Annotated in this window: 11 protein-coding genes; 4 read left to right on the top strand and 7 right to left on the bottom strand. The window is 46.2% G+C overall.

Annotated elements, in window-relative coordinates; translation table 11 throughout:
• Nucleotides 1–225 precede the first annotated feature (225 nt).
• From V5G21_RS10815 to V5G21_RS10830, 4 genes are read right to left on the bottom strand one after another with little or no spacing between them, the layout of a single operon-like run.
• On the bottom strand, nt 226–2,631 hold the full coding sequence (locus tag V5G21_RS10815) for a glycoside hydrolase family 31 protein (protein ID WP_338464662.1): 2,406 nt from the start codon (nt 2,629–2,631) through the stop codon (nt 226–228).
• A gap of 37 nt (nt 2,632–2,668) precedes the next feature.
• Complete coding sequence (locus tag V5G21_RS10820) at nt 2,669–3,970, bottom strand: TRAP transporter large permease (protein ID WP_011245160.1); 1,302 nt, start codon at nt 3,968–3,970, stop codon at nt 2,669–2,671.
• Nucleotides 3,971–3,998: 28 nt separating this feature from the next.
• Nucleotides 3,999–4,499 carry a TRAP transporter small permease gene (locus tag V5G21_RS10825; RefSeq protein WP_035202280.1) on the bottom strand — a complete coding sequence of 167 codons (501 nt, stop codon included), beginning with the start codon at nt 4,497–4,499 and terminating at the stop codon, nt 3,999–4,001.
• Nucleotides 4,492–5,505: a TRAP transporter substrate-binding protein gene (locus tag V5G21_RS10830; protein WP_011245162.1), complete on the bottom strand. Its 1,014-nt coding sequence runs from the start codon at nt 5,503–5,505 to the stop codon at nt 4,492–4,494. Before V5G21_RS10830 ends, V5G21_RS10825 begins: the two co-directional genes overlap by 8 nt.
• A gap of 159 nt (nt 5,506–5,664) precedes the next feature.
• Between V5G21_RS10830 and V5G21_RS10835 the strand changes: the two genes are divergently transcribed.
• The 4 genes from V5G21_RS10835 (at nt 5,665) to V5G21_RS10850 (ending at nt 10,321) form a co-directional block, all read left to right on the top strand.
• Entirely contained in the window at nt 5,665–6,639 is a 975-nt protein-coding gene (locus V5G21_RS10835; protein ID WP_011245163.1) for a substrate-binding domain-containing protein, read from the top strand.
• Between the two features lie 205 nt (nt 6,640–6,844).
• Nucleotides 6,845–7,618: a MerR family transcriptional regulator gene (locus V5G21_RS10840; protein WP_035202282.1), complete on the top strand. Its 774-nt coding sequence runs from the start codon at nt 6,845–6,847 to the stop codon at nt 7,616–7,618.
• Complete coding sequence (locus tag V5G21_RS10845; protein ID WP_338464665.1) at nt 7,608–9,350, top strand: ABC transporter ATP-binding protein; 1,743 nt, start codon at nt 7,608–7,610, stop codon at nt 9,348–9,350. Before V5G21_RS10840 ends, V5G21_RS10845 begins: the two co-directional genes overlap by 11 nt.
• Nucleotides 9,351–9,472: 122 nt before the next feature.
• Nucleotides 9,473–10,321 (top strand): MurR/RpiR family transcriptional regulator, encoded by an 849-nt coding sequence (locus V5G21_RS10850; RefSeq protein ID WP_011245166.1) that lies wholly within the window; start codon nt 9,473–9,475, stop codon nt 10,319–10,321.
• A 67-nt stretch (nt 10,322–10,388) separates the two neighbouring features.
• Here V5G21_RS10850 and pdxA read toward each other — a convergent pair whose 3' ends face one another.
• The 3 genes from pdxA to V5G21_RS10865 are packed head-to-tail and all read right to left on the bottom strand — an operon-like array spanning nt 10,389 to nt 13,682.
• Nucleotides 10,389–11,381: a 4-hydroxythreonine-4-phosphate dehydrogenase PdxA gene (gene pdxA / locus V5G21_RS10855; protein WP_011245167.1), complete on the bottom strand. Its 993-nt coding sequence runs from the start codon at nt 11,379–11,381 to the stop codon at nt 10,389–10,391.
• Nucleotides 11,378–12,679, bottom strand: a complete 1,302-nt coding sequence (locus V5G21_RS10860; RefSeq protein WP_095327232.1) for a four-carbon acid sugar kinase family protein — start codon at nt 12,677–12,679, stop codon at nt 11,378–11,380. Before V5G21_RS10860 ends, pdxA begins: the two co-directional genes overlap by 4 nt.
• A gap of 16 nt (nt 12,680–12,695) precedes the next feature.
• Nucleotides 12,696–13,682, bottom strand: a complete 987-nt coding sequence (locus V5G21_RS10865) for a 2-keto-3-deoxygluconate permease (RefSeq protein WP_011245169.1) — start codon at nt 13,680–13,682, stop codon at nt 12,696–12,698.
• Nucleotides 13,683–13,697 lie beyond the last annotated feature (15 nt).

The following is a 13,697-nucleotide window of genomic DNA, read 5'->3' on the forward strand; positions in this document are numbered from 1 at the left end:
GCTAGAACGGATTTCAATTTGTTTGGAGGTTGTATACTAAATAGACGTCGATTGCTCTATTTCTGCTGCGGTGTATAGAGATGCCTTATAACTTGCTGTGTCTGTTCGCCATTCTGATTAACGAAAAGTATCTTTGTCAAAAGAAACAGCTTATAATAAATCGAGTGAATCGGAAGCGATTCACTCGATTTCATTTTCTGTGACACTGTCATTAGCTTTCTTTTTTTATTGCTCTATGCCACCACCAATCGCTCCCATCTCCACCACTTCTTTACCGTTTACAAATAAAGGGCGGCTGTCGTCAGTCATGATGGTGAAACGTGCTTCTTTATAAGGCAGGGAGTAGCCTTTTGAAACGACGTTTGTTGTTACATGAATGGCATCGGCTGTTGTCGTCATTTCGATTGAGACAAGCGCGTGGTCGGACTGCCAATTTTTTGTAATGCCGTCGTCTTCGTATAACGTATAGTTTGATGTGTGTCCGGCGCCGCGGCTAGGAAACAGTAAAAATCCTCGTTTGTCCTCGTCTTTTTTGGCAAATGTTCGTTTTGCTTCGTTTACAGGTATAATTGCTCCTGCTTTGACGAGCAGCGGTGTTTGATGGGATGGGGCCGGCAAAGTAGTTGTTGTGCCGCCTTCGACATGGTTGCCTGTATAAAAATCATACCATCCGCCATTGTGTGCAGGTGCGTAAACAGTCCGTTCGGAAACGCCTGGTTCGACAACGGAAGCAACAAGCATGGATGGGCCGACAAGAAAATCATCGTTCTCTTCCCACGTGCGTGTGTCTTCTTCAAAATCAAAAAACGTTGGTTTGATAATGGGCTCATGGTTGGCGCTGGCATGGTAAAACGCGGTGTACCAATAAGGCGTTAACATCGACCGCAGTTGGATCAATTCCCGAATAGCAGGGACGGCATTTTCGTACATCCAAGGTTCGTTAACGGTCTGATCTTCATTCCACGAATGGATCGTAAAACGCGGATGGAATATCCCATTTTGCACCCAACGGATAAATAGCTCTTCATCAGGCTTTGGACCAGCAAATCCACCGACATCGTGGCCAAAGTTGTAAATGCCAGATAGGCTTAGGCTGATGCCCGTTTTGATGTTATAGCGAATCGTTTTCCACTCGGTACGGTTGTCGCCTGTCCATGTTTGCACATAACGATGCATGCCAGGGGCGCCAGAACGTGAAATTAAGAAAGGCCGTTCTTTTGGCGTGTGCTCTGCTTGCGCTTCAAATGAGGCCTTCATCATTAAAAGCGGCTGGAGAGCGCGGATTGTTTGGAATGGCAGCTCGCTTCCGAATCCATTGACAGTAGCGTCCTGACTCCAAATTTCATATTCATTGTTATCATTCCAAGTGGATGTTATGCCGTATGCGAGCAATTGCTGCTGCACTTGGTCTATCCACCAACGATAAGCGGCTTCATTTGTAAAATCGATATAAGCGCCGCCGCCATCCCAAAATTGAGCCGTTTCTGTTTCGCCTTTGCCATTTTTAATAAAAAACGATTGTTGTTCCAAGTCGCTATACTGTGGATGGTCCTTAAGCAAAGCAGGCTTAATATTGGCTGCAAGCCGTAGCCCCTTGTCGCTAAAGTCACGGGCAAGCTTCTGGACATCAGGGAATTTGTCTTTGTTCCAGTGGAAGACGTACCGTTTATCGCCAATCGAAGTATAGCCAGACGATAGTTGAAATGAATCGCATAAAATATCGTTTTCCTCGCATTTTTCGATAAACTCGTATAGCCGTTCTTGGGCATTTTCAGCGTCAGTATAAGTCATGGTTGAACCAGAATAGCCAATGCTCCACTTAGGCGGGAGCGCCGTGTTCCCTGTCATCCATGTATAGGTTTGCACGACATCCTTCATCGAAGGACCAACAATCATGTAATAATCTAGGTCACCTGCTTCAGCCTCAAAATAGCGGTATAGCCCATGGTAGTTATCCAGTTCCTTGCCCAGGTCAAAATAGCCAGGAGCCAAATTGTCATAAAACAAGCCGTAAGAAAAGGCTGATTCAGGTTGGTGTGTGATGTAAAAAGGGATATGTTTGTACAATGGATCCGAGTGTTCGGCGTCGTAGCCCATAGCATCAATCGTTACATTACGGAAACGGCCATGGTGGCGGTTCAGGGTGCCTGTCCGCTCCCCTAATCCATAATAGCGTTCACGAATGTCTCGTTTTAAATAATGCTTGATCCCTGTCCCGAGCTCGCCTTTGAAATTATATGCTTGTGTGTCTCGGTCTTGGGCAAAACAAGTCCACTTGTCTTTGTCACGCCGGTGCCAAGTAATGCGAAAGCCTTCTTTTTTAATGGTCGCTTTTACCATTTCTGTTTCGACGACATAGGCGTCTTCCGTTTCACGAAAATCATATCGGGGACAGCTAAAATGTTCCGTGCTCTTGCGCTCTCGCCCTTCGTAAGGGAGGTCGTTCAGACCAGGGGCGATGCTCCACGTGCGTTCAAGTTCAAGCCCGCTTTCTTTTTCAAATAAGACACGGATGATTTTAGGTTCTAGCACAAAAACATGTGCTTTTATGTCTGTGTTTGGAGCAGAAAATTCGATATGGGCGTCGTGTTTCGTTGCAACAGTAAATGAATAACGTTGTTGAATATTCATAATGGGTTTCTCTCCTTCTAATGGTCTATCTATCTATTTATTCCATTAATCCCGCTAGAGTTGGCAGCCACGTGCTTAAAAAAGGAAACATGGTTACGAGCATTAAAACGACAATGACCGCGCCGTAAAATGGAAGCAAAGGGCGGATGACTTCTTCAATTTTGACTTTGCCGATGGTACTGCCAACAAATAAAGCGCTTCCTCCTGGTGGCGTAATGTTGCCAATGCAAAGGTTGACGATTAAAATGACGCCAAAATGGACTGGGTCCATGCCAAACTCCATCACCACTGGTAAAAAGATGGGCGTAAAGATCAAGATCGCCGGCGTGACGTCCATGACAATGCCGATTAGTAACAAAATCACATTGATCAACAGCAAGATAAGAATAGGGTTATCCGTCAAAGCTAAAATCGCGGAGCTAATGGCGCTCGGAATGCCCGTAAATGACATGACTAGGGAAAGCATGGCCGATGTCCCAATTAGGAACATGATGACAACGGTTAGTTCAACGGCTTCTTTAAAAATGCCTGGCAACTGCCGCAACGTTAGGCTTTTGTAGGCAAAAGACAGAAGCAACGCGTATACAATCGCGACTGCTGACGCTTCGGTTGCTGTAAATAGACCACCGATAATGCCACCAATGATAATAATGACTAAAAACAAGCTAGGGATCGCTTCCCAGATAACTTTTAAGGGAGATTCAACCTTTGTAGCCGACGATGTCGTGTAGCCTTTCTTTTTAGCAATAAAAAAAGCGACAACCAGTGTAGCAAGACCCCAAAGGATACCAGGTAAATAACCAGCAAGGAAAAGGGCCGCCACTGACGTTCCACCGCTAACGAGAGAATAGATAATAAACAACCCTGTTGGAGGAATAATCAATCCAGTTGGGGCGGAGGCAATGTTGACTGCGGCTGAAAATTTCCGGTCATACCCTTCTTTTTCCTGCAATGGGTTCATGACTTTGCCGATTGCCGCAGCCGAAGCGACGGAAGAGCCGGCAATCGATCCAAAAAGCATGTTTCCGACAATGTTCGTATGGGCAAGGGAACCTGGCAATTTGCCTGTAAATAGTTTTGCTACATTGACAAGCCGGAGAGCGATGCCTCCTTGGTTCATGATAATGCCTGTCAACAAAAAGAATGGAACCGCTAACAGTGTAAAGCTGTCAATGCCTGTCACCATCTTTTGTGCAGATGTAAAGATCGCGACATCAAAAGGGGCGATCAGAAACATCGTGACAATGGATGCACCTGCAACACTGATGGCGATTGGCACGCCTAGTAAAAGCAATCCTAAAAACACGACAATTAAACTAATACCTGCAAGGAGAGCCATTTTATCAATCCTTCTTTATGAAATAATCTTATAGGTCAATCGGTTCATCGGAGCCTTGGGTTGTCCCATTTTTGCCTGTTAGTAGTTCTGTCAGGCAGAACCAAGTAATCAGCAGGCCAGAGATAGGCAATGATAAGTAGACAAAACCCATAGGGATGCCAAGTGAAACTGTTTGTTGGGACAGCGTTAATGACACAAGCTGGATGCCGCCATATACCATGACAAGTAAGGCAAAGACAATCAAAAAAAGCTGGACGAGCTGGCGCACTCGTTTTTGAGTCGCAGCTGAAAAGCGGTTAACGAGCATTTCAATTGCAATATGTTTTTTGAGATGGAAGGCATAAGCACCGCCAATCATCGTGACCCAGATAAGCGAGTAACGAAGAAATTCTTCTGAAAAAGTGCTGGGGGCATTGAGGACATAGCGGCTAATGACTTGCCAAATCGCGACAAGCACCATCAGCCCAAACATGACCGACGATAGGAACATGATGATTTTTCCTAATCCACCATTGATTTTCTCAATCATTTGTATGCCCCTCCTTACGCATTTCTTGAATACGCTCATAAAATGGCGCTAAATCTGGGTCTTGCTTTACTTGTTGATGCATGGGGTCGACACTTGCACGAAATGCTGCTTTATCGACATCTTCGTGGAATGTGACGCCCATCTCTTCCGCACGGGCAATCGCTTCCGCGGTTTCAGCGGCCCATAACTCCTTGTGAAACTCACTTGACTCAAGTGCCGCTTCTTTTAAGATCCTTTGTTCCTCTGGGCTAAAACTTTCCCAGCGGCTTTGGTTAAAGATAAGCAAATCAGGGACAATGGCGTGCTCTGTGTAAGAATACTCTTTTGCAACTTCCCCATGGTTGTTTGAAGTTAAAGCGGTTTCATTATTCTCAGTACCGTCTATGACACCTTGTTGAAGGGCCGTATAGACTTCGCCGAACGCCATCGGGGTAGGAGCGCCGCCCATCAAGCGCGTCATTTCAATCGCCGTCTCGCTCGGCTGTACGCGAATTTTTAAGCCTCTCAGGTCCTCAGGCGCTAATATCGGTGTGCCGATCGTATACATATTACGAATGCCTGCATCATAGTAAGTTAGGCCGAAAAAGCCATTGTCAGCAGTTGAATCATAGATGTCCGTTGCGATATCGCTTTCCATGACCGTGTAATAGTGGTCGGCTCCGTCAAATAAATAAGGAATGCTAAATAAAGCGTAAACAGGCGAAAAACTTTCTAACGCGGTAGCGCTTACTTTTGTCGCATCTACCGCCCCTGTTTGCGTTAATTCAATGGCTTCCCGTTCAGAACCAAGTTGGCCGTTGGGGAAAATTTCAAATGTCAGAGCGCCCTCGCTTTTTTCTTCAGCTAATTCTGCAAAGTGGAGCAGAGACTGATGAATGGGATGGCTTTCATTCATATTGTGTGCAAGGCGCAATGTCGTTTTCTCTGTTGACAAGCTAGCTGGTGAAGCGCACGCAACAGTGAGACCAATAAAAACGCTTCCAAAAAATAGAGCTGTGCGACGCATGGAACTTCCTCCTTGAGTTTATAACAACGTTGTTATTTTCAAATAAAAAGAAACCGCTATCATTCCTTTATAACAACGTTGTTATTTCATCATATATCGATTAGACTAGTTTTAGCAAGTATTTTTTTAGATCGAAACGCTGCCTAAAGGAGAGAAAGAATGACGGTTACGATTAAGGATATTGCAAAAGCAGCTAATGTTAGTTATTCGACGGTCTCGAAAGCATTAAATGACAGCCCCCTTGTTAAGCCGGAAACGAAGCGTATGATTGTGGAAAAAGCGAATGAACTCGGCTATACGCCCAATTTTTCAGCCAAGCATTTAGTGACGAGACGCACAAATACGATTGGCTTGGTGTGGCCGACAATTGAGCGTGTTGCTTTGTCGGCGTTGGTTACACGAGTAAATCAACATATAACAAACAGCGGACGGACAATGATTTTATCCATTAATCATGCACTTGAGGCAGTAGAGCTATTTTCAAGAATGCGAATTGACGGCATTTTGTTATTTGAAGAAGAAATTCCACAAGACAAACTTCCAAATAACATAGGGATCCCTTTGCTTTCTTACGGGGTGCCTGCTATTGAACAGTTTCCGACTGTAGGCGTCCAGCATGAATTGGCAATGGAGTTAGCTGTAAAAGAGTTTGTAGAAATCGGCCACCAATCCATTGCTTACGCTGGTGTTATCAATGGGACGGGAAGGCGACAACAAGCAAAACAGATAGGATATGAAGAGGCCATGAGAAAGAGGGGGCTTAAGTCGCAACGAATTGATACCAGGGGGCTTGACGCTTGTGACGCTGATAGCGCGATCGAACGTTTGTTGACGGAGCCTACTCTCCCAACAGCGATCATTTGTTCCAGTTACGACATTGCGATCGGTACATTACGGGCATTAAGGCGGAACGGCATTCAAGTACCAAATGATTTGTCGCTCATCTCCTATGACAATATCCCACAGCTAGCTGAAGCGGACGTGCCATTGACAGCAGTAGGCGTTCCGATTGACAAGCTCGCAAAAGAGTTGGTTGAAACGCTGTTGGCCTTAATAGAAGGGGAGCAAGCAGCTACTGGTCGGAAACTAACGCCTGAACTGGTGCGGAGAAATTCAACGAAACCAAGGGCATAATATTGTTTGGACGGAGAATCATCATGAAGCGTTGCATGATGGTTCTTTTTTCGTTGTCGGATAACATCAACGTTGTCTTATGTGAAGTGAATCCCGTACCGGCTTCGTATCGTAAATAATTAGGAATGTTTTTGTTCATTGAGATAAAGGTGCTTGCGTGTGACGTTACGTTACAGGTTACGATAGGGGAAAGGGGGCAAATAGGATGGAGATGACAATCAGCATGTTCGCCAAAAAAGTCGGCACCACGGTACGGACATTGCGTTATTACGACCAAGTTGGATTGTTGACGCCTGAACGGCAAAATGAAAATGGGCATAAACTGTACACCCGCAAAGAATGGGAACGGTATCAACAAATTCAAGTTTTTAAGCATCTTGGTTTCTCGCTTGCTGATATGAAAGAGAAGCTAAAAACCTCCGCTTGGAGTGGAAGAGAAATGCTCGTGGCCCAGAAAAACATGCTTGAACAAAAGAAAAGGGAATTAGAAGAGGTGTTGGCGACAATCAGGCGTGCAGAAGCTTTATATGATTTAGAAGGGATCGAGGAAGAAGATCTTGATGATTTGCTGTTTGTGCTCCTTGACGCGTTCCGTTTGGAGAAACGGCAAAAAGATGCATTAATCGCCCATTTTCCTGAAAGTCTATTAAATGAATTGTTTGACTATGACGAGGATCCTGACGTACAACTAGAAATAGACAAACAAGCGGCTTATTTTTACAAACGGATGAAAAACGCGCTTCATAACAACGTTGAGCCAGGAGCGGAAGAAGTCCAAAGTTATATAAAGGAGCTATTTTCTAGTTTTCCAATGAAATCGGTTCCGAATGTGGTTGATGAGCTTGGTGATATTGAAGCGTTTTTCGTCGAACATGAGAGGTTATTTTTCATCCATTTCCCTGAAAGGTTACAAAAATATATGGATGAAGCAATGGAAATTTACTTTAGAAATGAAAGTGGGGAAGAAGATGGAACATGAACTTGCCGGCTCATTGGGAGCTAGACGTTTTTGGTCCATGGTCAAACCTTTTTTGCCGAAGGTGGCTTGGCTCGTTCTCGCAGTTGTTCTTGTTATTGGGGAAACTAGCCTATCGCTCATTGTCCCGCTATTGACAATGAATTTCGTGGACGAAATGAATGCAGTTGGCTTAAACGGACAAACGGTAATTTTGCTTGCGTCTGTGTTTTTCGCACAACTTGTGATGTCCGGTTTTGCCCTTTATACGATGATGTATATTGGCCAGAAAGTCGTGTTCGCGCTCAGGAAAGAAGCTTGGCAACGGATGCTGCACTTGCCTGTTCCCTTTTTTGACAGACACTCGTCTGGGGAATTGATGAGCCGGATGACCAATGATACGCTTGTCATAAAAGATTTTCTGACAATGCAGCTAATCCCATTTTTTTCAGGCATAGTTTCGATTATTGGCTCGATCGTCTTGCTTTTGGCGATTGATTGGAAAATGACGTTGATGATGCTTACTGTTGTTCCGGCTTCGCTTCTCGTTATGATTCCATTAGGACGCAGTATGTATAAGGTGTCAAAGTCTTTACAAGATGAAACAGCCTCTTTTCAAGGCGATTTAGGCCGCGTTCTATCAGATATCCGCCTTGTCAAGGCGTCTCTTGCTGAAGGAGTCGAACAGAAAGTCGGCCTCTCGCGTATGGCCAAGCTGTTTCGCTTTGGGATGCGTGAAGGGAAGATTATGGCTGTCATTCAACCATTGATGATGAGTGCCATGCTCATTATGCTCGTTGTGATTTTTGGCTACGGAGGCATGAGAGTTTCGGCTGGAACGCTATCGGCGGGAGCCCTTGTTGCCATCATTTTTTACTTATTTCAAATTGCAATGCCATTTACACAAATGGCCAGCTTTTTCACTCAATTTCAAAAGGCGCTTGGCGCAAGTGAACGCCTTGAGACGATTTTGCGAGCTGAGCCGGAAAAGAATGCTGCAAACGTAGATGGAGCAGTTGCGCCTGCTGGCACACTCAGCTTCCAAGGTGTTTCCTTTGGTTACACTGCTGACAAGCCAATTTTAAAAGAGGTGAATTTTGATGCTCCTATCGGCAAGGTCACCGCTTTTGTAGGGCCAAGTGGGGCAGGGAAGACGACATTGTTTTCATTGATTGAACGCTTTTATGTGCCAGACGACGGCACGATCCAATATAAGGGTCATTCCATCCACCGCCTCCCTTTGCATGAATGGCGGCAAAAGATTGCCTATGTTTCCCAAGACTCGCCGATCATGGCAGGCACGATCCGCTCCAATTTGGTTTATGGGCTGACGGATGTTCCTGAAGAGAACATGACGGCTGCGGTTCGGCATGCAAATTTGGAGTCGTTTATTGCTTCCCTTCCAGACAGATACGATACGGAAGTAGGGGAGCGGGGCGTCCGACTATCAGGTGGACAACGGCAGCGCCTTGCGATCGCCCGGGCGATGATTCGCGATCCTGAAATCTTGCTTCTAGATGAAGCAACAGCACATTTGGACAGTTCATCGGAAAAACTTGTGCAGGAAGCGCTTGAAGTGCTGATGGAAGGGCGGACGACACTTGTGATTGCCCATCGATTAGCGACCGTTAGGCATGCGGATCAATTGATTGTACTAGAGGAAGGAAACGTAACGGGCGCGGGCACACACGCTGAATTGCTGGATACACACCCACTTTATAAGGAACTGGTAAGCCAGCAGCTTCAGTTTAATTAAGAAAAGTGGGCGCACGCTCATTGTGTTCAATAAAGGCGTCACAAAAGCGATTTCCCAATTTGTAATTGCCGCCAAAGCAGGTATAATGAAACGAAAGACATGTAGGAAGGTGTGCGTCCAAAGTGGGTTCGTTGCTCGCGCAAATCGAAAAAGAACTGGAAAGCCTATCAGAGGCAGAGGCCCGAATTGGGCAAACGATATTGGACAGTCCTAGCCAAATCCCAAGCATGACGACGAAAGAGCTGTCGGCTCGCGCTGGGGTCAGTGAGGCAAGCGTCATCCGCTTCTGCAAGAAAATTGGAATTAACAGTTTCCGGCTGTTTAAAATGGAACTGATGAAAGATGTAACGGCTTCAAAAGAAAGATTAACCGACTTTTCATCGTTGCAAGAAAAAGATGCGCCTTATGATTTGTTCCGCAGAGTGACGTTTACGAATAAAAGCGCGATCGAATTGTCGTTGTCATCGATCGACCGGAAGCAGCTTGAAGCTGCGGTTGCTGTGCTAATGACAGCGAAGCGCATCGTCTTTTATGGAGTTGGCGGCTCTGCCGCTGCTGCATTCGACGGTAGCTATAAGTTTACGCGCATTGGCTATCAGGCATCTTCTTCTCAAGATTTCCATTACAATCTTTCGCTCATTCCTTATATGGAAAAAGGCGATATATTTGTGGCAATCAGCTTGTCGGGAAAAACGCAGGATGTAGTGGAATTGGCCACCTTTGCAAAAAAGCAAGGCGTCACCGTTGTGGCGATTACGAAAATGGACCGCTCGCCATTATATAGGTTGGCAGATATTACTCTTTGTACGCCAAATGTGGAAGAAGACTTTCGCATCGGCACGATCGCCTCGCGAATGACGCAGTTGAACATTATTGATACGCTTTATTTAAGTGTATTCCATGAAAAAGACGAAGACACGATTACCGCATTTTTAAAAGCCCGTGACGAAGCATTGCGCTTACGCCGTTAAGCAAAAAGAGCTTTAGGCCAAATCAACGCCTAAAGCTCTTTTTATATAGAACGACACAAAGTTGATTTTATTTAGGAGCAAGCTCAACCGCGTCCCGATAAGCGGCCAGAAGGCTCCGTTCATCGGCTATGTTTTTGCCAGCGATGTCAAAGGCCGTGCCGTGGTCAACAGACGTACGGACAATGCCGCCTTTGAGGCCAACCGTGATGTTTACGCCTGCTTCTAAGCCCATTACCTTTATTGGCACATGGCCTTGGTCATGGTAGCAAGCGACAACGATGTCAAAGTCGCCGCGCGCAGCCCGGAAAAACAGTGTGTCTGCCGGGTATGGCCCTTCTACATCGATCCCTTCTCCACGCGCCTTTTCTATCGCAGGGACCAATTTTTCTTCCTCTTCGCCTTCTCCAAACAGGCCGTTCTCACCAGCGTGTGGGTTAATGCCGCATACAGCAATCTTTGGCTGCTTGTTTCCGGCGGCCGCAAGTGTTTCATGCGCTAAAGAAATGACTTTATATGTCCGTTCTGGGTTGATCGTATCAATCGCTTTGCGCAAACCTACGTGTGTTGTCAAATGGATCACTTTTAAATTTGGAGCAGATAGCATCATTGAAAAATCAGTGGTCCCCGTTAGTTCAGCTAAAATTTCCGTATGGCCTGGATACAGATGCCCTGCTTTTTGCATCGCTTCTTTATTTAATGGAGCTGTGCAAATGGCATTGATTTTTTTCGCTTTAGCAAGCTCCACTGCCCGTTCAACATAACGGAAAGCTGCGTTGCCCGCCGCTTCGCTAACTTGTCCGAAAGATACGCCTTCCGTTAACAAGCGCAAGTCAATGACTTCAATCGTTCCCGGTTCAAAGACACATTCGTCAACCGTTGATACAGACACAACATTCAATTCCGTTTCAGTAATGTCGACAGCCCGTTCCATGATAGTTGCATCGCCGATCACGACAGGACGCCCAATTTTAAAAGTTGATTCGTCCGCCAATGCTTTTGCGATGATTTCAGGGCCGACACCGGCTGCGTCTCCCATGGTAATGCCAATGATTGGTCTCATTTGCTTTCCTCCTTAGTAAAGTGGTGGTATAGATTCGAGAAAGTTTTCTCATTGCCAAAGGCGCCTGCTTTCGTAATCGCGTATGTCTGATGATGTTCGCCAGTAAACTGGGCAACAGGGATACCCGGTTCAAATTCATCAAGCAAACGCAATTCATCGATGCTTAGCCGCCGGCATAGTGCTTTAGCGGTATCGCCGCCGGTCATAATAATCGCTTGGAAATGGCGAGTATCCATTAGTTTGGAGCCGATCGCCGCAATCGTATCGGCAATTCGTTTCGCCAATTCGCTAATTGCCGTATTTGTTGTTTTTGCATAGTCATATACTTCAGCGACTTCTTGGCGCTCTGTTCCAGAAAAAATAACGGGTATTTTGCCGGTCGCTACTGTCTTTTCAGCAGCGGCTACCACTCGCTCAAACTCTTTTGCTTGCGTATGGCGGTCATTGCTCGCTGCTGTTGCCGCATGAAGGCGAATCCCTTCCGTTTGTGGGTGCGTGAGCAAATGGGCCACTTGTGTCTTGCTCACTTCACTCATGCTGCCAACGAGATAAAGGATGGGGTCACTGCTAACAGGATGGTCAGCAAATGGGGTATTTGTGCCGGACACCATCGTCTGCGCAAGTGCATTCGACAAGCCAGCAGAACCAGCCAAAAGCAGTCGTTTCGGCTGCTGCTGCGAAAAAGCAGCAATTCGTTCGAGTGTTTCCATTGAAACCGCATCGCAAATAAAAACAGTTTGTTCATTAGCGATGTTGCGATCAAGCCAAGCGCTAATCGTTTCTGGTTTTTCGGCCCATAACGATTCGGGAATATGGGCGATGGCACCGTGGAACTGGCGGCCAATGTGGTCAGAAATGGCAGAGTCAGAAACGGGATCTGCTTCGTTTCTGGCAAACTCTGTTTCCCCAATTGGCGTGCCATTTACGTAAAGGATCCCATCCTCAACTGTACGGTTATTGGCAGGGAAACTAGGAGCTAACAAAATGCATTCCGGCTGCCAAGCTTCGGCAGTTGCTTCGAGTTCTGCCCCGACATTGCCGCGCAATGTCGAATCGACTTTTTTAAAAATCAAATTTGGATTGTAAGGCGCTAATGCAGACATGGCAGCATGGACAGCTGCTTTCGCTTCTTTAGGAGAAAGGGCACGGCTATCCGTATCGACCACGACTGCTTCTGCGCGATTTTCTGACGAACCTTTGCCATTGAGCCAGACAACTGTGTCCAAGCCTGCTTTGGCAAGCTGGACGCCGCTGTCATTTGCTCCGGTAAGGTCATCGGCAATGATGGCAATTTTCATGATGACTCTCCTATCCTTACGCTTGTTGCCTCGCTTCTTCAGGAAGCTGGCCTTTTTTCTCTAAACGTTTAGCCAAAAAGCCAATAAAAATCGGTAGCAAAATGGCTGTAGTTACGACACTGGCTGCAACTTGGACAGTTGCAAGTTCAACATTGTAGGCAAAAGCAGAGCTTGCTGCGGCAATGGCTGCTGGCGTTGCTACTGCATTTCCGGCTGTCGATCCTTCAGCAGCGCCAACGAGTGGGTTCCATTTGAACAATTTAAACGTCCAGTAGCCAGTGATACCGGTTACTAGAACGACGAGCACACCAAGTACGACGCCTGGCAGTCCCCCTTCAAGAATGGACGTAAAGCTAATGTTCATGCCAAGTGCAAAAGCGAATGCCGGAATGAGCATGTCGCTGCCTTTTCCAAGGAACGTGCGGATGTCTTCATCAATGTTTCCTAAAACAAACCCAATTAAAATGGGCAAGAGCACGCCGACAAAAGCGGTGATGGAAAAATAGCCGCTTTGGACGCCCATCGCGCCGACAACAGACAATGTCAGCATTGTAAAGAGCGGGCCATCGTTCATGGCAAGTACAGAATAGGCCGCTTTGTCTTCGCTTTTTCCGTATTGCCCTGCAAGCGCAACATAAAGGCCGCCGTTGGAATTGGTCATTGCGGCAATGACTGCAATTGGAGCAAGGCCGAGGAATAAGCCTTCAGGCCCTCCAGCCAGTACATAAATGATCGCACCGACGAGGCCGCCGAAAATCCATTTAACTAGCAAAAGCGTAAAGCCTTTTCCAAATGAAACGCCAAAACTGCGTATGTTGATTTGCGAGCCTGCGCACAAAAGGAAAAGAGCAATTAAGGTAGTCGCGCCGTCTACAAAGAGCGCTTGTGTAAAGTTGCCGATCCTAAGCAAGTCAGGGGCAACCGTATTGATAAGTGCACCAAGAAGCAACGGGACAACCATCATGCCTCCGGGAATTTTTTCAATGCTTTGTTTTACCTTCATCAGAAGATCCCTTCT

It is taken from the genome of Shouchella rhizosphaerae (genome assembly GCF_036700015.1).
GTDB lineage: Bacteria > Bacillota > Bacilli > Bacillales > Bacillaceae_D > Shouchella > Shouchella rhizosphaerae.